General features: G+C 67.8%; 22 protein-coding genes, 1 tRNA gene and 1 pseudogene. 9 read left to right on the plus strand and 15 right to left on the minus strand.

Going from position 1 to position 21,025, the window contains the following annotated elements; genetic code table 11:
* Positions 1-26: 26 nt before the first annotated feature.
* The 6 genes from NL126_RS18685 to NL126_RS18710 all read right to left on the minus strand — a co-directional run bounded on the left by NL126_RS18685 (position 27) and on the right by NL126_RS18710 (position 4,894).
* Positions 27-1,268 (minus strand): PGF-pre-PGF domain-containing protein, encoded by a 1,242-nt coding sequence (locus NL126_RS18685; protein WP_255196398.1) that lies wholly within the window; start codon positions 1,266-1,268, stop codon positions 27-29.
* Between the two features lie 355 nt (positions 1,269-1,623).
* Positions 1,624-1,920 (minus strand): hypothetical protein, encoded by a 297-nt coding sequence (locus tag NL126_RS18690; protein ID WP_255196399.1) that lies wholly within the window; start codon positions 1,918-1,920, stop codon positions 1,624-1,626.
* Between the two features lie 554 nt (positions 1,921-2,474).
* Entirely contained in the window at positions 2,475-2,660 is a 186-nt protein-coding gene (locus NL126_RS18695) for a hypothetical protein (RefSeq protein ID WP_255196400.1), read from the minus strand.
* An 81-nt stretch (positions 2,661-2,741) separates the two neighbouring features.
* On the minus strand, positions 2,742-3,926 hold the full coding sequence (locus tag NL126_RS18700; protein WP_255196401.1) for a lactate 2-monooxygenase: 1,185 nt from the start codon (positions 3,924-3,926) through the stop codon (positions 2,742-2,744).
* A gap of 50 nt (positions 3,927-3,976) precedes the next feature.
* Entirely contained in the window at positions 3,977-4,558 is a 582-nt protein-coding gene (locus tag NL126_RS18705; protein WP_255196402.1) for a protein sorting system archaetidylserine decarboxylase, read from the minus strand.
* A 45-nt stretch (positions 4,559-4,603) separates the two neighbouring features.
* The gene (locus tag NL126_RS18710; protein ID WP_255196403.1) at positions 4,604-4,894 is read right to left on the minus strand and encodes a hypothetical protein; all 291 of its coding nucleotides are present in this window, start codon (positions 4,892-4,894) and stop codon (positions 4,604-4,606) included.
* Between the two features lie 46 nt (positions 4,895-4,940).
* Between NL126_RS18710 and NL126_RS18715 the strand changes: the two genes are divergently transcribed.
* On the plus strand, positions 4,941-5,525 hold the full coding sequence (locus tag NL126_RS18715) for a P-loop nucleotide/nucleoside kinase family protein (protein ID WP_434084172.1): 585 nt from the start codon (positions 4,941-4,943) through the stop codon (positions 5,523-5,525).
* A gap of 9 nt (positions 5,526-5,534) precedes the next feature.
* On the opposite strand, the gene NL126_RS18720 is transcribed toward NL126_RS18715, so the two are convergent.
* Positions 5,535-6,161, minus strand: a complete 627-nt coding sequence (locus NL126_RS18720) for a DUF7407 domain-containing protein (protein WP_255196405.1) — start codon at positions 6,159-6,161, stop codon at positions 5,535-5,537.
* Between NL126_RS18720 and NL126_RS18725 the strand changes: the two genes are divergently transcribed.
* Positions 6,160-6,993 carry a hypothetical protein gene (locus tag NL126_RS18725; RefSeq protein ID WP_255196406.1) on the plus strand — a complete coding sequence of 278 codons (834 nt, stop codon included), beginning with the start codon at positions 6,160-6,162 and terminating at the stop codon, positions 6,991-6,993. The genes NL126_RS18720 and NL126_RS18725 overlap by 2 nt on opposite strands.
* A 211-nt stretch (positions 6,994-7,204) precedes the next feature.
* Here NL126_RS18725 and NL126_RS18730 read toward each other — a convergent pair.
* The 3 genes from NL126_RS18730 to NL126_RS18740 form a co-directional block, all read right to left on the minus strand.
* A tRNA-Glu gene (locus NL126_RS18730) sits at positions 7,205-7,279 on the minus strand.
* 165 nt (positions 7,280-7,444) lie between these two features.
* The gene (locus NL126_RS18735; RefSeq protein WP_255196407.1) at positions 7,445-8,596 is read right to left on the minus strand and encodes a helix-turn-helix transcriptional regulator; all 1,152 of its coding nucleotides are present in this window, start codon (positions 8,594-8,596) and stop codon (positions 7,445-7,447) included.
* A 69-nt stretch (positions 8,597-8,665) separates the two neighbouring features.
* Positions 8,666-11,668 carry an FAD-binding and (Fe-S)-binding domain-containing protein gene (locus tag NL126_RS18740; RefSeq protein WP_255196408.1) on the minus strand — a complete coding sequence of 1,001 codons (3,003 nt, stop codon included), beginning with the start codon at positions 11,666-11,668 and terminating at the stop codon, positions 8,666-8,668.
* Between the two features lie 78 nt (positions 11,669-11,746).
* Between NL126_RS18740 and NL126_RS18745 the strand changes: the two genes are divergently transcribed.
* The 3 genes from NL126_RS18745 to NL126_RS18755 are packed head-to-tail and all read left to right on the plus strand — an operon-like array spanning position 11,747 to position 13,193.
* Positions 11,747-12,100 (plus strand): DUF5518 domain-containing protein, encoded by a 354-nt coding sequence (locus tag NL126_RS18745; RefSeq protein WP_255196409.1) that lies wholly within the window; start codon positions 11,747-11,749, stop codon positions 12,098-12,100.
* A 1-nt stretch (position 12,101) separates the two neighbouring features.
* Positions 12,102-12,722, plus strand: coding sequence for a DUF4352 domain-containing protein (locus NL126_RS18750; protein ID WP_255196410.1), 621 nt, complete (start codon positions 12,102-12,104; stop codon positions 12,720-12,722).
* A 57-nt stretch (positions 12,723-12,779) separates the two neighbouring features.
* Entirely contained in the window at positions 12,780-13,193 is a 414-nt protein-coding gene (locus tag NL126_RS18755; RefSeq protein WP_255196411.1) for a DUF5518 domain-containing protein, read from the plus strand.
* 33 nt (positions 13,194-13,226) lie between these two features.
* Here NL126_RS18755 and NL126_RS18760 read toward each other — a convergent pair whose 3' ends face one another.
* The 3 genes from NL126_RS18760 to thyA all read right to left on the minus strand — a co-directional run bounded on the left by NL126_RS18760 (position 13,227) and on the right by thyA (position 15,863).
* Positions 13,227-14,234, minus strand: coding sequence for a hypothetical protein (locus NL126_RS18760; protein WP_255196412.1), 1,008 nt, complete (start codon positions 14,232-14,234; stop codon positions 13,227-13,229).
* A gap of 148 nt (positions 14,235-14,382) precedes the next feature.
* The gene (locus tag NL126_RS18765; protein ID WP_255196413.1) at positions 14,383-14,868 is read right to left on the minus strand and encodes a dihydrofolate reductase; all 486 of its coding nucleotides are present in this window, start codon (positions 14,866-14,868) and stop codon (positions 14,383-14,385) included.
* Positions 14,865-15,863 carry a thymidylate synthase gene (gene thyA, locus NL126_RS18770; RefSeq protein ID WP_255196414.1) on the minus strand — a complete coding sequence of 333 codons (999 nt, stop codon included), beginning with the start codon at positions 15,861-15,863 and terminating at the stop codon, positions 14,865-14,867. Before thyA ends, NL126_RS18765 begins: the two co-directional genes overlap by 4 nt.
* An 83-nt stretch (positions 15,864-15,946) precedes the next feature.
* Here thyA and NL126_RS18775 point away from each other — a divergent pair, with 83 nt between their 5' ends.
* Together NL126_RS18775 and NL126_RS18780 are read left to right on the plus strand one after the other, a co-directional pair.
* A complete protein-coding gene (locus tag NL126_RS18775; protein WP_255196415.1) occupies positions 15,947-16,750 on the plus strand; it encodes an aldo/keto reductase in 804 nt (267 codons plus the stop codon).
* A gap of 80 nt (positions 16,751-16,830) precedes the next feature.
* Complete coding sequence (locus NL126_RS18780; protein WP_255196416.1) at positions 16,831-17,472, plus strand: hypothetical protein; 642 nt, start codon at positions 16,831-16,833, stop codon at positions 17,470-17,472.
* A 44-nt stretch (positions 17,473-17,516) separates the two neighbouring features.
* Here NL126_RS18780 and NL126_RS18785 read toward each other — a convergent pair whose 3' ends face one another.
* The gene (locus NL126_RS18785; protein WP_255196417.1) at positions 17,517-18,365 is read right to left on the minus strand and encodes a PAS domain-containing protein; all 849 of its coding nucleotides are present in this window, start codon (positions 18,363-18,365) and stop codon (positions 17,517-17,519) included.
* Between the two features lie 67 nt (positions 18,366-18,432).
* Positions 18,433-18,681, minus strand: a pseudogene (locus tag NL126_RS18790) (response regulator); the annotation flags it as partial.
* 136 nt (positions 18,682-18,817) lie between these two features.
* Here NL126_RS18790 and NL126_RS18795 point away from each other — a divergent pair.
* Together NL126_RS18795 and NL126_RS18800 are read left to right on the plus strand one after the other, a co-directional pair.
* Positions 18,818-19,153: a cupin domain-containing protein gene (locus tag NL126_RS18795; protein WP_255196418.1), complete on the plus strand. Its 336-nt coding sequence runs from the start codon at positions 18,818-18,820 to the stop codon at positions 19,151-19,153.
* Positions 19,153-21,012, plus strand: a complete 1,860-nt coding sequence (locus NL126_RS18800) for an SLC13 family permease (protein WP_255198871.1) — start codon at positions 19,153-19,155, stop codon at positions 21,010-21,012. Before NL126_RS18795 ends, NL126_RS18800 begins: the two co-directional genes overlap by 1 nt.
* Positions 21,013-21,025: the final 13 nt, after the last annotated feature.

Below are 21,025 nucleotides of genomic sequence, written 5' to 3' on the forward strand. Positions count from 1 at the left end.
TTTTCGACGCTGCCTGCCGAGAGTCCTCAGTCTCGACGACCCAGTCCCACGCCGAGTCCGACCAGCGCGAGGAGTGCGGCGACGCCACCGAAGCCAGGGCCGAAGCCGTCGGTCGGTGAGCCGACGGTTCCCGGGGCGACGGGCGTCGGCGTCGCGGTCGTCTCCCCGCTTCCAGACCCGCTCACCGTTCGCGTCTCGGTCGCGTTGGGTTCGTACGCGACGGCGTACGTCGAGAGGCCGGGTGACCGCGCGGTGAACACGTAGGCGTCAGCAGTTGTATCGACCCGACTGGTCGGGAGTTTGCCCCACGTCCCGTTCTGTAGTCGGTAGAGCGCGACGCCCATGGGGGCAACACCGGCGTCGTCGAGCCGCGACGTCGCGACGGTGAACTGGAGCTCCGCGCTACCGTACTCGTCTGCAGAGAGCGACGGGTGCGTGACGTTGAACGCCGCCAGCATCGGGTCGTCGGGGCCGGAGAACCCCGCGGCGTCGGGAGAGACGGCCGTCACCGTCGCGTCGAACTCGCTTGCGGTCACGTCACGGACCGTGAGCCCGGTGAGTTGGACGCCGACCGTCTCGCCGGCTTCCGTGGGCGGCAGGGAAGCGACGACCGTCCCCTCGCCCGTCGCGGTGAACGTCACCGACCCCGGCGACGTCTTGGTCGCCGTCACGCGTGCAGCGTCGTCGGGGGCCGAAGGCGTGGGGCCGACGGGCGTCGCGGTCGGCTCGGCGCCGGGTGTAGAGTCGCTGGCCTCGCCGTCAGTACCACCAGTTGCGCCAGTAGCGCCCTCGATGTCGATGGTAGTACCCGCCGTCTCGACCGGAACCGACGAGCCGTTCGAAGCCGCCACTTTCACGTCCGAGAGCCCGAGCGTGACCGACCCGGACGCGTCAGCGGGCAGGGTCACGTCGACGGTCGCGAGTGTTCCCGAGCCGGTCACGCCCGTCTGGGTCTCGCGGCGACTCTCGCCGAAGCTGACGCGCCCGTCGTCGACCTGGTTCGCGACGACGAACGTGCTCGCGTTCTGCGAGAGGAAGTTTCCGGGGGTGGCGTGCGTCGCCGACCCGGCAGTCGGGAAGGAGAGGCCGAACTGCGCGGCGTAGACGGGCGTGTCCGTCGCGATGTCGACGGTCACGGTCACGGTCTCGCCCGGCGACGCGGTCTCAGGAGCGTCGACGCTCACCGTCGCGGGGACGGCGGTCGCGGTCGCGACGCCGAGACAGAGGCCGAGGAGGAGTGCGACGACGAGGACGCGACGATAGCTCACGCCGACCACCTCGGTCGAGGCGTCGGGCGGGCGTTCGGTACAGCGAAACGGAGTCCGGACCTCATTCGTCCCGGTCTGTGGTGTCAGGCCGGTTAACGGTACCGGGAGACGCGGCGGGTGAGTCCCGGCACGTCAGTCCCGATACCGCGCGGCAACGAACGGGAGGGCCGCGAGGAGCGGCGCCAGCGGTGGGACCGTCAGGACGGCGACGACTGCGAGCGGGAGGGCCACGGTCAGCGCCAGCGAGGTTACCGCGCGGGGGGCGGGTCGAGACAGTTGGTAGTCGGTTCGGCGTGTGGATGTGCGTCGGTGTGACATTGGTAGCTTGGTGTGTGCATGGTTGCAGGCTGTGCGATCATCGGACGTCGAGGCGCTCGACGTCGGTGACGCCGAAGCCGTCGCGCAGGAGCGCGACGAGGTCAGCGTGGTTGGCCTCCGGCTCGGCGTCGAGCCGGAGTTGAGCGACGACGTCGACGTAGAGGTCGAAGGCGTCGGGGCGCATCCCGTCGATGCGCTCGACGTCGACCTCGCGGACGCAGTCGATCTTCGCTAACACCGTGCGAGCGCCTTGGTCGAGGCTGCCGGCCTCGCCTCGGGGAACCCGAAGCTCGAGGGCGGCGGTCACCTCGACGTCTGCCATGTGGAGTGACATGGACGCTCCCGGCGCGATTCGAACGCGCGACCCGTCGTGACGGACGGGACACCGGTGGCTGTCGGGAGTGGGGGAGTGCTGCGGCTGGTCGATGGGCGGTCGACGCCGACCGAGTGGTCGACGTCACACGGGCGTCACGAGCGACGGACTGCCGGCTCGAAGACGAGAGGGTCGAAGAAGCGTGGTGCGTCCCCGACCCGTCGCCTTCGTGGCGGCGGGTCGGATGACCCGCCTACGCGGCGTGAGTCGGGGACGCGACACCGATGTTCGCCCAGCCCCGACCCGGCCCCTCGCCGTCGCTACCGGCAGCGACGAACGCGGGAATGTGGGTCCAGAGCGTCATGGCGAATCGGTTCCGTGTTCACCTGTGCATGATACTGGATTTGTATTAAAATTTTGGTAGGAGTGTCACAGTCTGTCAAACAGCCGAAAGTCGCATCCACCGGCCGACTCGACGGCAGGTATGCACATCGAGTCGACAGATGTCCTCATCAATGGACAGGTCCGCGAATCGGGAGTGCGGCTGCTTCGGCAGCTGGGAGAGCGGACGCCGGTCACGGCCGGCTACGTCGGTAGCCGTCGACGAGCGTCAGGGCCGCGAGCACGAGGATTGCGACCGGGAACAGCAGCCAGGCGTTCAGTTCGAAGTACGAGACGACGACCAACGCGCTGACCGCTGCGAGAAGACAGAACCCGAAGAATACGGTGTCCGAGGGCCGTTCGAAGTGCTCGATGCTCACCACCTGAGACACACCACGCTCCGGTAAAAGAGTTCGTCACGGCGAGATCGGTGGGTCAGTCCGCCGCCCCGCGAGACTCGTTCACGGAAGGTCGTCTTCGTGGACGAGTGCATCCTCGTCCAGGTCCGCGACCGAGTCGTGACCCGCGAGCCCGAGCGAGAGGTCGAACTCCGCGAGGAAGTTCTTGAGCACGCTCTCGACGCCGTTCTCGCCGTCGACCGCGAGCCCATAGACGTACGGCCGCCCGAGGAGGACGGCGTCGGCCCCGAGCGCGAGCGCCTTGATGGCGTGGGCGCCGTTCCGAATTCCCGAATCGAACAGCACCGTCGCCTCGTCGCCGATCTCGTCAACGACGCTCGGGAGCATCTCGACCGCGGCGACCGAGCCGTCGACCTGCCGGCCGCCGTGGTTCGAGACGACGACGCCCTCCGCACCGTGCTCGACTGCCCGCCGAGCGTCGGCGGGGTCGAGGATGCCTTTCACGACGATGGGGAGGTCGGTCTGCTCGCCGAGCCAGTCGAGGTCCTCGAACGTCAGCGAGGCGTCGCCGAACACGTCGAGGAACTGCTGGGCCGCAGCCAAGGTGTTCTCCTCGGGTGGCTGGTCGAGCAGGTCGCGGAACACCGCATCCGAGAAGTAGTTCTGCGTGCCGATGCCTTCGAGGTACGGGAGATACCCCTGCTGGAGGTCCTGTGGCCGCCACCCCGGAATCGGCGTGTCGACGGTGACGACGATGGCCTCGTAGCCCGCGTCTTCGGCGCGGTCGAGGAACGATGTCGTCAGGTCGCGGTTCGGCGACCAGTAGAGCTGGAACCACCGGGGGGTGTCGCCGAGTTCGTCGGCGACCTCCTCCATCGTGTACGATGAGACTGTGGAGAGACACAGCGGTACGTCCTGGTTCGCTGCGGCACGGGCCGACGCGAGTTCGCCCTCTTCGTGGAGGATGGATTGACAGCCGATCGGCGCGAGCACGACCGGCACGTCGAGTTCGGTGCCGAACAGCTCGACTGAGAGGTCGCGTTCCTCGACCCCCCGGAGCATCTTCGGGAGGATGCGCCAGCGGTCGAACGCCGCGACGTTGTTGTCGTCGGTACCGCCCGACCCCGCCGAGCCGACGACGTACCCCTCGGCCTTCTCGTCCATCGCCTCGATGGCCGCGGCTTCGAGCGCCGAGAACTCGGTCGGGACGTCCGGCGTGATGTCGGCGAGCCCGTTGACGTAGATCTCGGTTATTCGCTGGCGGCCTCTCGTCTCGCTGTCGCTCATGGACTGGAGTCCGCTGGCGCGTCGAAAAAGCTACCGCCGGTGTGGACGGGTCAGCGCCGCGCGAGCGTCTCGCCAGCCCGTACCGAATCGCCCGTCTCGACGACGAGGTCCTCGCGGGTCACGTCAGGGGGCATCACCACGTCCGCACGCGAGCCGTAGCTGATGTGACCCACCCGCTCACCGCTCGTCAGGTCGTCGCCCGCCTCGACGTACGGGTGGATGCGGCGGGCGAACCAGCCGGCGATGAGCACGAGCGTCCAGTCGTCGCTCTCGACTCTGACCCGCTCGTTCCGGTCCGAGTCCTTCGAGAACGCCGGCTTGTACGCGCCCGGAACGTGTTCGACCGATTCGACTGGCCCGCCGAGCGGCGCGCGGTTCACGTGGACCGAAAGCGGGCTCATGAACACGCCCACTCTGAGTCGGCCGTCCTCCTCACGGATGACCGACACTGTTCCCTCCGCAGGGGAGACGACACCATCGCCCGTAGGGCGTTCGGGGTCACGGTGGAACCAGACGGAGGCGATACCGAGCGCGAGAAGTACCACTCCCGCGGGCGCGAAGAGGAGCGTCGCGGGGATTGCGAGGACGAAGATGGGCGTGGCGAGTCGCCACGTGCCGGGCGCGAGGTCCATACCCCGCGTTCTCGAACGAGGGCGAAAAGCCCCGCGGTCGTGTGCTCACTCGGTGGGGTCGAGGTCCTCGCCCGCGTCCCCCGACAGCTCCGAGGTGACGGTCTCGACGGCTGCGACCTCCGCGGGAAGCGCGTCGAGGAGGTCGGCGACCGCGGGCTCGGGGAGCGTGACGTGGAGGTTGCCGAACCGGGTCTCCTGGTCGAGTTCGCCCGCGCTGGCTTCGACCGCGGCGAGTGTCGCTTCGGTGTCCGCGGCGTCCGGGCGGACGAGCAGCGTCACCGCGACACCGGACGTCGGGTCGTCGCGCATGGTCCGCACCGCGGGTGAGAGATACATCACCAGCCGCTACGGCTGGGGTCGGATAAACGCTGTCGCACTCGGAGTGGGTGGATTCAAGACCCGATGGCGGCAGGAGGAAGACGATGACGCGCCGAGCGCGACCGGTCGCCCGCTTCCCACCACGCAACGCCCCAGAGGACCGATGCTAGTCGTCGTCTGTGGCCTCCCCGGCGCGGGCAAGACGACCGTCTCCGAAGCCGTCGCCGACCGACTCGATGCACCGCGACTCCGGACGGACGTCGTCCGCAAGGCCGTCCTCGACGACCCCGACTACACCCCGGAGGAGACCCGCCAGGTGTACGCCGCGCTGCTCGACCGCGCTCGCGAGACCGTCGACCGCGAAGGCGCGGCCGTCCTCGACGGGACGTTCAAGTACGAACGCCAGCGTGAGGCAGCACGCGAGACCGCCGCCGAACTCGGTGTGCCGTTCCGGCTGGTCAAAGTCGAGTGCAGCGAGGCGGTCGTCCGGGAGCGCATCGCCGCCCGCGAGGGCGACGAGAGCGATGCGGACTTCGACGTCCACCAGCTCCACCGCGAGCAGTTCGAGCCGCTCGACGGTGAGCACGTCGTCGTCGACAACGACGGCTCGCTCGACGAGACGATGGCGCAAGTCGACGCGGTGTTCTGACCCCGGGAATCACTGTCTGAAGTACTGCCCGGTGACGTAGAGCGACGCGCCGAGGATGAACACGGCGCCGACGAGGACCACGATGCGGGCGGGGTCGAACAGGACTTCGGCCCCGGTCGTCGCGTCGGGGGTCGACGTACGGGCTTGCGCGACGTCCTCCCCGACCTCGATGCGACCTGCCTCGACCCCTTCCACGGCGACGGTCCCAGCGACGGCCTCGAACGGGATGGTCACGTTGCGCTGCTCGTTCGGGCCGAGCGAGACGGTCTCGTTCGCCACGGACTGCCCGTCGACGGTCACCGTGAGCGTCCGGTTCGCCGCCAGGCTCGCCTCGTTCACCACGGTCGCTCGCACGCTGGCTTCGAACCCCGTGGCGACCCACTCGGCCGGGAGCGAGGCGCCGACGACCCGGACCGCGTCCGAGCTCGCGGTCATGGCCGTCACGGTCAGCGTGCCGAGCGGCCGGTCGTCGACCGCCAGTTCGTACTCACCGGGAGTGTCGAACTGCTGTTCGAAGCCGACCGTTCCAGTTCCACCGGCCTCGACGAACACCGTCTCGGTGGCGACGATCTCGCCGTCCACGAGCAGGTCGGCCTCGAACGTCCCATCGCGCCCGCCGACGTTCTCGACCTGCATGGAGACCTGCACGGTCTCACCAGCGGAGATCGTCGTCCGGTCGAGCGTCGCCGTGGAGACGCTGAAGCTCGCGGCGGTCGAGGCTGACGTCGACGCCGGTGTCGGCGAGGGGCTGGGGGTTGCCGTCGGATTTGGCTCGTCACGCGAGCCGCTGGACCCGCTCCGTGTATCCGACGGCTCGTCCCGTTCGGTGGGACTCGCTGTGGGCGTGGCAGAGGCGGTGGGGGTTGCTGTGGGCGTCGACGTCGGTGTCCCATTCGCTGTCGGGGTTGCTGTCGGGGTTGCTGTAGGCGTCGGGGTCGACGTCACTGTTGGGATCGTAGACGGTGTCGGCGACGGTGTCTGTGTGGCCGTCGGCGTCGGAGTGGGGTTCGGCGTCGCTGTTGGGGTTGGTGATGGGGTTGGAGGTGGTGTTGCGGTTGCCGTCGCAGTCGCGGTTGCCGTCGCGGTCGCGGTTGCCGTTGGGGTTGCCGTCGCGGTCGCGGTTGCCGTTGGGGTTGCCGTCGCGGTCGCTGTCGGCGTCGGGGTTGGGATGGGGGTCGCGGTCGCTGTCGGTATCGGTGCGGCCGTCGCAGTCGCCGTTGGGGTGTCAGTCGCGGTCGCTGTCGGCGTGTCGGTTGCTTCCTGGGTGGGGGTCGCTGTCGTCGTCAGGAGCTGTGCGGACGACGAGTCGACCATCAGCGCCGAACCACTCGCAAATTCGTTCCCCCCAGTGGCGAGCAACGAACCGCCGGAGATCGTTCCACCGACGCTGCCGCTCGCGATAACAAGCACCACGAACACGAACGTCACGACGATACCCCCTTTCATTGGCTGGCGTAGCCCGTTGTGAGGAATAGTTAGTGGCCTTCATTCACCGAGTAACTGAACGGTTACAGCCATGGGTTCCGGTAGGGTATCGTTTCCTCGGTGGTGCAAACTCGGCGACGACAGTCGGTAGGAAGCTCCACCACCAGCGAAACGGTCAGCAAACTATCTCGTCGCTCGAAGGGTCGCGGGAAGGATTCGAACTACGATCGCACGACCTCGCTTCGACAGAAGAGTGCTCCGTCAGGGATTCGAACCCTGGTCCTTGCCGTGAGAGGGCAAGATGATTGGCCGGACTACACCAACGGAGCGTGTAACAGGTCGGTTCGACCTATCCATCGGTAGCGGAGTGGACGGTATAACGGTTGCGTTTCACGGCCGCCGTGGCCCGGTTTCACATCGTTTCTACCGGGCGTCGATAGGGACACGACCGCAGGGCTGTGCAGTCCCGTGAGACACAGCGACGACCGGACCGCTCACTCCTCGTCGTCGAACGGTGAGCCTGCGGCCTCGGGTTCCTGCCCAGCGATGGAGACGATGTTCTCGCGGCCGACCCGGAGCTTCGAGATGAGCCCCTCCTCCTCCATATCCGAGAGGAGCATCGACACCTTCGACTTCGACCAGTCGGTCTCCTCGACGATGTTCACCTGCTTCATGCGGCCGCCCCGCTCCTCCAGCATCTTCATGACGCGGTCGTCGTCGCTCAACAGCTCCTCGTCGCTGATTTCCGGTTCGGGTGGGGCCGCTGCAGCCGCGCTCCCGCCGTCGTCCGACTCGTCGTCAGTGCGGGCCGCCGCCGTGCTCCCGCCGTCGAACGCCCCCGAACGGTAGGCGTAGGCTGCACCGCCACCGAGCCCGAGGACGACGAGGAGCGCGACGACCGGCAGGAGACCCATCCCACCGTCGGACGGTGGGGTCGGGCTCCCGCCGTCACCGCCATCGCCACCGCCACCGCCGCCATCGCCATCGCCACCGTCGGAACCATCCGGGGGGGCGAACACCACGCGGGGACGGTTGTCCGCGAACGAGCGCTCGCCGCGGTACGTCAGGGTGTCGTCCGAGCGGTCGTCCGGCGTCGGCTGGACGTCGGTCACGGTGAGGACCTCACCGTGAGTCACGACGAGCATCTGGCTGGGGCCGATGTAGAGCCCCCCTTCGAACACGTCGCCGATGATGACCTGTTGGCCGTCGACGACCCCGAAGCCGGTCCAGCGGAACGACATCTCGACGACACCGAGGTTGTCGTCGAGCCCGGTGATATACGCGCGCTTTCGGAAGTCGGTCGCGGTCATCTCGCGGCCGGTGACGTTCTGTCCACTCGCCACGAGTGACTGCGACCGGGACTGAAAGTCCGTGTAGAGCGTCGTCTCGTTCTCGTTGAACTCGTCGGCGAACGTCTGGAACTCCGCGCGCTCGGAGTCGTTCTGGAGCGTCTGCCGGTAGCGGAACGTCCACCGCGCGGAGCCGTTGTTGGCGACTGCGATGCGGAACTCCGTCTGGTCGAACTCGCCCTGCGTCGTCAACGCTTCGGGTGCGCTGTCGCTCTCTGCGAGCGCCAAACCCGTAGACAGCGCCGCGGTGGCGACGAGAAGGGCGAAGAGGATACCGACGAGGGCCGACCGGCTCATATTGGCGAAACACCAGCGCCTGCGTATAAAAAACATCTGAACCGTACACCCGAGTGACAGTCGTTTGAACTATTCCAGCGCCTCCGCGAGTTTCTCGACGGGGTGGGGAACCCGGGCTGCAGTCCCGTGGTCTGCGATCTGTGACCGGCAGGAGGCGCCGGGGGCGACGACCGTCTCGCCGTCGCTGTCGGCGATCTGGTCGAGCAGGATGCCCGCGATGGCACTACTCATCGAGCGGTGTTCCGCCTCGTAACCGAACGACCCGGCCATCCCACAGCAGCCGGAGTCGAGCGGGTCGACCGCGTAGCCCGCTCGCCGCAGGACACCGACCGCATGATGGTCCTTCTTCGTCGCCTTCTGGTGACAGTGGCCGTGGTACGTGAGCGTCGACGCTGGGGCGTTCCAGTCGATACGCTCGTCCAGTCGGAAGCGGTCGAGATACTCACACAACCCGTAGCTGTGCTCGGCGATGGGGGCCGCGCGCTCGCCGAGCAGGTCGCGGTAGTCTCGCTGGAACATCACGGCGTCGGAGGGCTCGACCGTCACCACGTCCCAGCCGTCGTCGATTTTCTCCCCGAGCCGGTCGAGGTTCGTCTCCGCGCGGTCACGCGCAGCGCCGAGAAAGCCCTTCGAGTGCGCCGCCCGACCGGAGGGCGCGACCTCCGGGACTTCGACGCGGACGTTCGCCGCTTCGAGGACGGCGACCGCAGCCTTCGCCACCGACGGGTCGACGTAGTTCGAGTAGGTGTCCGGGAACAGGAGAGCCGTCCGGTCGGCGTCTTCGTGGGTGATTGCAGGGCCACGCTCGGCGTACCACGCCGCGAACGACTGGCCGGCGAACCGCGGGAAGCTCGCTTCCCGGGCGATACCGAGGGTCTTCTCGGCGAGCAACCCGGAGCCGGGGAGCCACGACAGCAGGTTCGAGAGCGGCGCCAGTCGACTGCCGAGCCGAGAGACCGCGTCGATGTTGCCGAACAGGTGGTCGCGGGCCGTCGCGCCGTGTTCCTGGTGGTGGGCGTGTTCGACCTCGGCTTTCAGCTTCGCCATGTCCACCTCGCTCGGGCAGTCGTTCGCACAGCCCTTGCAGCCGAGACAGAGGTCCATCACCTCCCGCAGGAACTCGGGGTCGGTCGCCTCGTCGTCGAGGTCGCCGGTCATCGCCTGCCGCAGGAGGTTCGCCCGCCCCCGGGTCGACAGCGACTCCTCCTCAGCAGCCCGATAGGTCGGACACATCGTCCCGCCGGTCGTCTCCTGCGGGCCGCGACAGCCCCCGCAGCCGTGGCAGAGCTCGACCATCCCCTGCATCCCGTTGTCGTTCTCCCACTGCAGGGTCGGCTCCAGTCCCAGATCGAGGTCGTACTCCGGGTCGAACCGGAGGTTCTCGGTCATCGAGACGTCGCCGCACACCTGACCCGGGTTGAGAATCCAGTCGGGGTCGAACGCCGTCTTCAACTCGTGGAACAGCTCGAACACCTCGTCGCCGTACAGTTTCCGGTTCCACTGGGTCCGCGCACGACCGTCGCCGTGTTCGCCCGAGACCGACCCGCCGTACTCGACGACGAGGTCCGTCGCGGCGTCCGCGATGGCTTCCATCTGCTCGACGCCCGTCTCGGTCTTCGTGTTGATGAGCGGGCGGATGTGGAGACAGCCGGGGCCGGCGTGCGCGTAGAACGACGCGAACGTCCCGTTGTCCGCGAGGACCTGCTGGAAGTCCGCGACGTACTCGGGGAGGTGCTCGGGCGGGACCGCCGTGTCCTCGATGAAGGAGATGTGCTTCTCGTCGCTGGTCCGCCCGAGCAGAATCGGGAGGCCGGACTTCCGGAGCTTCCAGAACCGTGCCCGGTCGTCGTCGTCGTGCGCCTCGTCCGCCGAGAGCGCCAGCACCGGAGCCTCGGTCGTCGTCGCGTCGTCGCCCGGGCTGGCGGTCGTTTCCGTCTCCGGATAGCGGTCGGCGATGAGCTCGGCGACCTTCTGTTCACCTGCCGCGTCGTGCTCGGCGTAGAACTCGACGAGCAGCATCGCCTCGGCGCCCTCGGGCACCATCTCGTCGACGAGCGCGCCGAACTCCTGTGTCTCGCTCGCGAGCCCCAGCAGCACGTCGTCCATCACCTCCACGGCACACGGCTCGTGAGCGAGGATGGGCTGGACGTCCTCCATCGCGGTGACGAGGTCGGGGTAGCCCAGCAGCGCGACCGACTTCGTCTCGGGGACGGGCTCCAGCGCGACCGTCGCCTCGGTGACGATTGCGAGCGTCCCCTCCGAACCGGCGAGCAGTCGGGCGACGTTGACCGTGCCCGACGCCGCGTCCTCGACCAGTGTGTCGAGACTGTACCCCGAGACGTTCCGCTTGAGGTGGGGGTAGGCCTCACGAACCGTCTCGTGTTCCTCGTCGACGACTCGCGAGAGGAACGCGTAGATGTCACCCTCCAGCCCGTCGCGGTCGGCACGCTCGTGGAGCTCCTCGACCGACAGCTCGCCGAACCGCGCCACGGAGCCGTCCGCGAGGACGCACTCCAGTTCCTCGACGTAGGCGTCGGTCTTCCCGTAGACGAGCGAGTGCGAGCCCGTCGAGTTGTTGCCGATGGCCCCCCCGAGTGCCGACTTCTCGCCCCACGCGGGGTCGGGCGCGAACTTCAGGTCGTGGGTGGCGAGCGCGGCGTTCAGGTCGCCGAGTCGGAGCCCCGGCTGGGCCGTCGCCTCACGCGCGTCGGGGTCGACCGTCAGGAGGTCGGCCATGTACTTCGAGAAGTCGAGGACGACCGCCTCGTTCACCGACTGGCCGGCGAGCGACGTGCCACCGCCGCGCGGCAACACCGGGAGCTCGCGGGTGGCACAGTAGGAGACGACGCTCTCGACGTCCGCGCGGTGGCGGGGGAACACGACCCCGACGGGCGTCACCTCGTAGGCGGAGGCGTCGGTGGCGTACAGCTGGCGGGTGTAGTCGTCGAACCGGACGTCACCGTCGACGCGGGGCGCGAGGTCGTCGACGACCGCTGGGCGGGCGATATCGTCGGAGACGTAGTCGTAGTCGGCCCGCGGGTCACCTGCGGGGTCCGACTCGTCGGTAGCCATGGCGGCCGTTCGCGGGGCGAGGTGAAAAACGCACGCCACGCCCGAACACCGATATAGCTCCGGCGTGGACTGGCGGGCATGGCCGAAGGCGATACCCTCCTGAACGCCGCCATCGGGGCGGCCGTGTCCATCGTGCTGTCCTTCCTCCCGTTCGCCGCCGTCCTCGGTGGGGCGGTCGCGGGCTACCTCCAGGTGCGCGAACAAGACGTCGGCGAAGGCGCTCGCGTGGGCGCCATCTCCGGGCTCATCGCGCTCGTTCCCGTCGTGCTGTTGCTGTTCGCCATCGGGAGCTTCCTCCCGTTCCTCCCGCTGGAGGTCGGGGCGTTCACGACCATCGCGCTCGTCGTCGTGCTCGTGGTCGCCACGCTCTACATGGTTGCTGCGGGTGCGGTCGGTGGCGCTATCGGCGCGTACCTCGTCGACGAGTTCTGAGATGGCCCGAACGCGTCTGTCGCGACGAGCGACGCTCTCGATGCTCGGTGCTGCCGTGTTCGCCGGCTGTTCGAGGGAGGGACCGACGCGAGCATCGAGTCCATCCGCCGAGGCGACCCCCTCGGGAACACCCACGCCCGACCCCGGTATCGTGCCACCCGCTCGGGTGTTCTCGCCGACCGCGCGTGGCGCCGACGGCCACACGCTCACCGTCGAGCGATGGTTCGCCCTGCCGAGCGTGCGCTACCGAACCGACGGCAGCCACGAGCGCGTCGAGCCGTTCGCCGACCGGTTCGTCGGCTACGACTTCCGGCTCGAGAACGTCGGCAACGAGCCGCTCGATTCCCTTCCCGACACCGAGTTCACGCTCCGCGTCGCCGGCGAGACGTTCGACCACGTCCACGCGCTCAGGGGGGAGGTGGCGTTCTCACGTACCGACCAGCCGGACGGCGAACCCGAAATCCGGCCGCTGACGTGGTACGAGACGCTCGAACCCGGCGAGAGCGCTCGACTTCAGCTGGTGTTCGACGTGCCGGCGTTCCCCGAGTTCCGCCACTATCTCGCGTGGGACCACCGCGTCGCCGTCGAGGGCCGCACCGAACCCGCGTTTCTCCACCCGTAGCGCCACGCTATCACGGTTCCCGCAGCAGTTATCCTCTCGGTCGTACTACACGTTTGGATGGCAACCACTACCTCGACAACCGAGACCGAGCGGCCGCCGAGCACCGTCGTCAACGCACTGCTCGGCGCGGTCGTCGGCGTCGTCTTCGGGTTCATCCCGTTCTCCACCGTCATCGGCGGCGGCATCGCCGGCTACCTGCAGGGCGCTGACCGCCGAGCCGGCCTCCGCGTCGGCGCGCTCGCTGGCGTGATCATGGCGATTCCGTTCGCGCTGGTCGCGTTCGCCATTCTCGGCATCGGGACGTTCACCGTGGTGTCGAGCGGCCCCGGCATGCCCGCATCGAGCCCCGGCATCCCGCTGCGGTTCGTCGTGCTCCTGCTCACCCTCGTGCTGGTCTCCGTCCTCTACACGGTCGGGGGCGCAGCCCTCGGTGGCTACCTCGGCGCCTACCTGAAAGAAGAGCGTTCGTAACGCCGTTTTTCCCGATTCGTTCGTCCTCCCGTGTCAGCCCATCATCTCGTCGCCGAGCGAGACGACGGGGCAGTTGACCGTCGCCGCGCCCGACGCGAGCTGGTTCGCGGCCATCGCCGAGTCGAGGTCGGCGACCATCTCGAAGTCCGCGTTGTCGTAGATGTTCACCAGCCAGAGCGGCGAGTACCCCTCGTCGCCCGGAACGGTCGCGACCACGTTGTGCGTCCGGTCGGTGCCGGACTCGGTCTTGAAGCCCGAGGGCGGCCCGCCACCGTCCTCGCCGGGGTTGACGTTGAACGTGACGTAGATGGGCGACACCGGGACCGACTCACCACTCGAGGAGAGCGGTGCCTCGCTGAACTCGAAGTACGAGACGACCTGCCCATCGTACCACCCCTCCACGAGTCCGGCGTCGCCGTCGCCGACGCGCATCGAGGCCGTCGAGCCGTCCGGGACCACCGGACAGTTCACGAGGATATCGGTCTCGGTGATCTCGTAGCCCGCCTCGCGGATGGCGCCCACGCTCGTCAGGGTGTTCGCCTCGTACGACTCGGGCACCGTCACGGCGTGGACGTGCCAGAAGTCGTTGTACCCCTCGTCGCCCGGCACCACGTCGATGACGTTGAGTTGCCCGTCGACGGGCGTGTCTTCGCCCTCGCGGAACAGTACGAAGATGGGTGCCGGCGTCGTCGGCTGGACGTCGAAGTTGTAGTACGAGACGTGGCTGCCGTCGGGGCCGAGCCCCTTCGTGATGAACGGCGCCTGGTCGAAGTCCACCGGCTCGTTCGGGCCGGGAAGCCCGTTCTCGTCGGTGCGGACCATCAAGGTGCCCGCGGCCTCGCTGAAGCGGTCGACCTCGACGCGCGGGGCCATCTCGGGGTCCGTCGGCGTCCCCTCCATCATCCCGTCGTCGGTCTCGGTCATTCCGCTGTCCGTCTCCGTCATTCCGCCGTCCGTCTCGGTGTCCGTGTCGACGCCGCCGCCACCGCCGCCGGTGCAGCCGGCCAGCAAGGCCGCACCGGTGAGACCGGTCGTCGTCACGAATCGTCGCCGCGTCAGCCTCGGAGTCATGGTCATCCGACCGGACGCGAACGGGGTACATCCCAATTTTTCAAGGTCTCCTCGGGGTTTGGTCGAACAGCTCCCAGGCTCCGGGTCAACTCTCACCAAAATCTCTCTCGGAAGTCGGTCAGCGCCGCTTGTAGGTGACGAACGACAGCGCTTCGCGGTCGTCACGTTCGAGTTCGACCCACGCCTCGCGGTCCCACTCGGGGAAGTGGGTGTCGCCCTCGTGCGACTCGTGGATCTCCGTGAGCACCAGCCGGTCGGCGCGGTCGAGCAGTTGCTCGTACACCGTCGCGCCACCGACGACGAACACCTCGTCGTCCTCCTCGGCTGCGAGTGCCAGCGCCTCCTCGATGGACGCCGCGTGGACCGCGCCCTCGGGGAGGTCGAGGTCCTGCGAGGAGAGCACGACGTTCAGCCGACCCGGGAGCGGTTCACCGAGGCGGGCGACGATGGACTCGTAGGTGGTCCGGCCCATCACCACGGGATGACCCATCGTCGTCTCCTTGAAGTGCTTCATGTCCTCGGGGTAGTACCACGGCATCTCCCCTTCGGAGCCGATGACCCCGTTCTCGGCGACTGCGGCGACGAGCGTTATCGTCGGGCTCATTCGGCGACCGCGAACTCGATACCCGGCGCGGGGTCGTAGCCCGTGAGCTCGAAGTCCTCGAACGTCAGGTCGTCGAGGGGCTTGTTCGCGATGTCGATGCGCGGTCGCTCGCGGGGCTCGCGCGACAGCTGGGTGAGGAGGCCGGGAACGTGGTCGTAGCCGTCGCGCTCCTCGGCCGGGGCCGCAGATTCGAGCCAGTCGCGCACATCGCGGTACTCGGCACGGTCGTCTACATCGGTGAGCCGCGTCTGGAGCGCGTCGAGGTTGTCCGCGTACCACTCGCCGCGGGCACCCTCCCCACAGTAGACGTGGGCGTCGACGACGGTGTGGCCGAACTGCCCGACGTCGAGGTCGACGCGCTGGGCGATGGCGTGCGTCAGCAGCGAGTAGGCGGCGATGTTGAACGGGATGCCGAGCGCGATGTCGCCCGAGCGCTGGGTGAGGTGGGTGTTCAGTCGCCCGTCCTGCACGTTGAACACGAAGGTGTAGTGACACGGTGGGAGCGTCGAGACGGTGGCGTTCGCGGGGTGCCAGGCGTTGACGACGATGCGCCGGGAGTTCGGGTTCTCGCGGAGCGTGTCGAGGACGTACGCGAGCTGGTCGAACGTGCCGTCGTCGTTCAGCCAGCGATGGTCGTCGTCGGGCCACGACTCGCCCGGCAAGCGAGCGTCGCCCTCGGGGACGGGGTAGCGCCGCCAGAACCGCCCGTATGCGGTGTCGAGGTGGCCGTCGGCGTCGGCCCACGCGTCCCAGATACCGGTCTCCTCGCGCAGGGTCCGGATATGCTCCTCGCCGGAGAGATACCAGACGAGTTCGTGGATGAGCGAGTTCCAGCGGAACCCCGAGAGGTCCTTCGTCGTGAGGAGCGGGAACCCCTCGGCGAGGTCGACGGTGTAGTGCCGCGAGAAGCCCGAGACGGTGTCCACGCCCGTCCGGTTCGGCTTGTACGTCCCGGAGGAGAGCACGCCGGCGACGAGGTCGAGATACTGCTGCATCTGTTGTCTTGAGGGGGTGAGCGAGGGCACATAATCGTTCCGCGAGCGGGGCGCTTTTCGCGGGGGGCACTCTCGTATGTGGTATGCCAGGTGAGATGCCGCGACTCGGCCTCGGGACGTACGAACAGACCGACCCGGACGTCTGTGCTGCGAGCGTCGAGACCGCACTGAACCTCGGGTACCGACACGTCGACACCGCACAGGGCTACGACAACGAGGCAGCCGTCGGCGAGGGGATCGAACGCGCCGACGTCGACCGTGAGGACGTGTTCCTCGCGACGAAGCTCACGCCCGAGAACCTCGCGTACGACGACGTCGTCCACTCGACGAAAGCGTCGATGGACCGACTCGGCGTCGACCGTATCGACCTGCTGTACGTCCACTGGCCGCTGTCCGCCTACGACCCTGCGGACACCTTGCCCGCGCTCGACGAGCTCCGAGATCGGGGGTGGATCGACCACGTCGGACTCTCGAACTTCCTGCCCGAGCAACTGGACGAGGCCCGCGACCACCTCGACAGCCCTATCTTCGCCCACCAGGTCGAGTGCCACCCACTCTTCCAGCAGGACGAACTTCGCGAGTACGCCCGGGAGGACGACCACTGGCTCGTCGCCTACTCGCCGCTCGGGAAAGCCGAAATCTTCGACCACCCGGTCATCGCAGCCGTCGCCGAGAGCCACGACCTGCCGCCCGCACAGGTCTGTCTCGCGTGGCTGCTCTCGAAGGACGAGGTCGCCCCGATTCCGAAAGCGACCGGCGACCACATCGCGGAGAACTTCGGGGCACTGGACGCGACGCTCTCCGAGGAGGCCATAGAGCGCATCGACGAGATCGAAGCAGAACAGCGAAAGGTCGACTTCGAGGCGGCTCCCTGGAACCAGCACTGACGCGACTCGGTAGCTGAACCCGAGTGCGTGCCATTTTCTGTCAATGCGAGTATATTTTCGCAGAGCACGTACTCCGTCGTATGAACCGTGTCCCTCCTGTCGCGCTCGTCGTCGCGCTCGTGTTCACCGTTCTCGTCGGGAGTGCGTTCTCGTTCGCTGACTTCGGTGCCACCCAGAGTGCCACCAGCGTCCAGTCCGGCGTGTCGACGTCGTCGATCGGTGACGAGACGGTCGACCTCTCGGGCGGCCTCTACGTCTTCGTCGCGGGAGACGACCCCGCCGACCGGGAGTTCGCCACGGCTCTCGTCGACGAGCTCCGGGCACGCGGGGTCGACGCGGAGGAGGTCACGGAGCTCCGAGAGCAGTTCGACCGCCCCGTCATCCTCGTCGGCCACGAGGTGTGGCGACTGGACTACACGCCGGTCCGGGCCGACGCGACCGTCGACTGGCAGTTCCTCTACGTCCAGTCGGGGACGCTCACGCAGTTCGGGAGTTCGACCCCGTGGGACGACGACTTCACGCCTACCAGACTGCTCGAACGGCTCGCAGCTGACGACTTCAGGCCGATCATCCTCTCGAACGAAACGACCGTCGTCGTCGACGGCCATTTCACGCTGACCGACGAGACGACGGGCGTGTTGTCGTTGCCGCACTACGACCGCCACGTTCGGGACGCCGTCGCGGTAGCGACCGTCGATGCGTTGCTCCCCGACAGCCGCTGAGCCATCGGCCCGTCGCGTTCTGTCACTGCACTCGAGTCACTCCGTCACCGTTCGTCGGCAGGAATCGCCCGCGAGATGACGACCGCGCCCTCGGTCGTGCCGTCGTCGGTGACCAGCGCGGAGATGTCGAGCTCCGAGCGGACCGGTCCAACCGTGGTTTCGATGTCGAAACGCACCCGTTCGTTCCTCGACCGCTCCTCGAGAACGTTCGTGAGCGCCGTGATGAACAGGTCGCGGGCAGCCTCATCCTCGATCATTTCCTCGGTCAACTCTCGGACGTCGGTTCCCTCGATCGCCGACCGGGGGACACCGGCGTAGTCGATCGACGCCCGATTGACCAGCGTGACGTGGAACGACTGGTCGACCGTGTACGCGACGTCCGACATGTTCTCGACGATGGCCGCGTACTGGCGGAGCGTTCGCTCGCGGGCTTTCCGCGCCGTGATGTCTCGCGTGTAGGCGACGACGCCGTGCACGTCGGGGTCATCACGGAGGATCTTCCCCCGGTTCTCGACCCAGACCCACGTGCCGTCGGCGTGTCTGAGTCGAATGTCCCTCGGCGCTGCCTCCGCTGCACCCGCGAGCAAGTCGGTGAACTGTGCCCACATCTCGTCCGTGTCGTCGGGGTGGATGTAGTCGAACGCGTGTGTTCCGAGGAGGGCGTCGGCCGTGTAGCCAAGGAGCGGTTCGATCGCCGGAGAGACGTAGGTGAACGTGCCGGTGTCGTCGACGACGGTGATGAGGTCAACCGCATCTTCGATGAGTTTCGTGAACCGTCGCCGTGTCGCGGCGGTCTGCTGTTCCGCACGGAACCCCTCGACGAGGTTCGCGATGCGGTTGGCCAGCACCGTGTATCGCTCCGTGCCGGTCCCCTTCTGGAGGTAGTCGCTCACACCCTACACCCTCGGAGATGGCCGCCGAAGCGATCTCTTCGCTTCCCTGTGCGGTGAACAGGACGAACGGTAGGTCGGGGAACTCCGTACGGACGGCTCGAAGGAACGCCAGCCCGTCCATCTCGGGCATATCGTAGTCGCTGACGATGCAGTCGATCTCCTCGGTGGCGAGGCGGTCGAGGCCCGCGGACGCGCTCTGTTCAGTGAGGACTGTCAGTGCCTCGGATTCACGTTCGAGGAACGCCCGTGCCATGTCGACGAACCCCGGTTCGTCGTCGACGTGGAGTACCGTGATGCCTCCAGCGGCCACCCACATAGTACGGCGGCCGAGTATTATTAATTATCCGCCGACGTTATCTGGAAGAGATATTACCGAATGCGACCCTGACTCGATGACCCGTCAGTTCTGGACGGGGGAGAGGGCTTTTGACCCCGGCGGCTGTGCCCCTGCTATGGCATACACGACCGCCAGCACCGACGATATCGACTCGGTCGTTCCCGAAGAGTGGGGTGGGATGTGGTTCTTCCGCAACGCGCTCGGCTGTGAGCAAGTGGGACTCACGCTCCTCGAACTCGAACCCGGAGGGAAGGGCAAACAGCACAGCCACGAGGGGACCGACCACGAGGAGGTGTATCTCGTCGTGGCCGGCGAGTTGACGGTCGAACTCGACGACGAGACGCTCACGCTCGGCGACGGCGAGGCTGTCCGTGTCGACCCGGGGACGACACGCCAGCTGTTCAACCGGGGTGACGACCGGCTCCGGGTCGTCATCGCCGGAGCACCCTGATTTTTCACTCCCCCCTTCCATCCCTGGGTATGCCGCCGGTCACGTCGGGGATGCTCGTCGTCTTCGCCCTCATCTTTCTCGCGTTGCTCATGTTCGTCACGGAGTGGCTCCCACCCGACATGACGGCGCTCGCCGTACTCGTCGGGCTCGTCGTGCTCCAGCCGTTCACCGGAGTACCACTGGAAGCAGCACTCTCGGGGTTTGCCTCACCGGCCGTCCTCACCATCCTCGCGATGTACGCCCTCTCGGAGGGCGTCCGCAAGACGGGGCTCGTCGAGCGGCTAGGCGCGTATCTCGCAAAGGTGACCCGTGGCAGCGAGCGCCGGCTGCTCGGTGCGACCGTCGGGACGACCGGCATCGCCGCCGGGTTCATCAACAACACCCCCGTCGTCGCCGTGTTCATCCCGATGATTCGCGGCCTCGCGGACGACGCGGGCGTCTCCCCCTCGAAGCTCCTGTTGCCGCTCTCGTACGCAGCGATGCTCGGCGGGACGCTCACGCTCGTCGGGACGGCGACGAACCTTCTCGCGTCGGACTTCGCGCGGGAGATCCCGGGGCGTGGCCCCATCGGGATGTTCGAGTTCACCGCATTGGGCGTCATCGTCCTCCTCGTGGGCGGGTTCTACCTGTTGACGGTGGGAAGGCGGCTCACGCCCGCTCGGGTCATCCCTCGCGCCGACCCCGCGGACTTCGACCTCGACGACCACCTCCGCCGGCTCCGGGTGCGCGAGGAATCACCGCTCGTCGGAATGCCCGCCGAAGACGCCGTCGCGGCGTTCCGTGCTGCCGAAGAGTTCGACGTCCACCTCATCCACGTCACCAACGAAGAGGAGGGGACGACGCTGGCGGCCACGACCGACCAGATGCTCGTCCCCGGCGACACGCTCGTCGTCCGCTCGACGCTCCAGGACGTCAACCGCCTCGCCGAAGCGTACGACCTCCAGCAGCTCTCCCGCGAGGAGGTGACGGCGCTCGACCTCGACCGTGCCGGCGAGCTGCTGACGGCCGTGGTGCCACAGGACTCCGATTTCGCGAACCGCAAGCTGGGCTCGCTCCGACTCCAGAACGTCTTCGACACGACCGTCCTCGCGGTTCGCCGCGAGGGTGAGTCCATCACTCGCGACCTCGACGACCTCGTGTTGGGCGTCGGTGACACCCTGTTGCTCCAGACCACCGCGCGCAACGCCGAGTACTTCGCCGACGAGGGGCATCTACTCGTCACCGACGTGCTTCGAGCGCCCGAAGCTGCGGACGGCCCCCCCGAACTCTCCGAGAAGACGCCGCTCGCGCTCGGAATCCTCGGGGGCGTGCTCGCGGTCTCCGCGCTCGGCCTCCTGCCCGTCGTCATCGCGGCGCTCGGCGGCGTCGTCCTCATGGTCGCCACCGGCTGTCTCTCGACGACCGAAGCGTACGACGCCGTCTCGTGGAACGTCGTGTTCCTGCTCGCGGGCATCCTTCCGCTCGGCGTCGCGATGCAGGCGACCGGTGGCTCGGCGCTCGTCGCCGACCTGCTGAGCGACCTCGCGGCGACGCTCCCGCCGGTCGCGGCGCTCGCGGTCGTGTATCTCGCCACCGCAGTCGCGGCGAGCATTATCACGCCCGTCGCCGCCGTAGTCTTGTTGGCACCCATCGCCATCGACACCGCCGCGCAGGTCGGTGCCGACGGCTTCGCGTTCCTGCTCGCGGTGACGTTCGCCGCCAGCGGCGCGTTCCTCACCCCCATCGGCTACCAGACGAACCTGATGGTGTACGGCCCCGGCGGCTACAAGTTCACCGACTACTTCCGCGTCGGCGCGCCGCTCCAGTTGCTCCTGGCAGTGGTGGTGCCGTTCGGCATCCTGTTCCTGTTCGGGGTGTGAGCGGGCGCTTTTT

Origin of the sequence: Halorarius litoreus (assembly GCF_024362405.1) — an archaeon.
In the GTDB taxonomy this organism is placed as follows: Archaea; Halobacteriota; Halobacteria; order Halobacteriales; family Haloarculaceae; genus Halorarius; species Halorarius litoreus.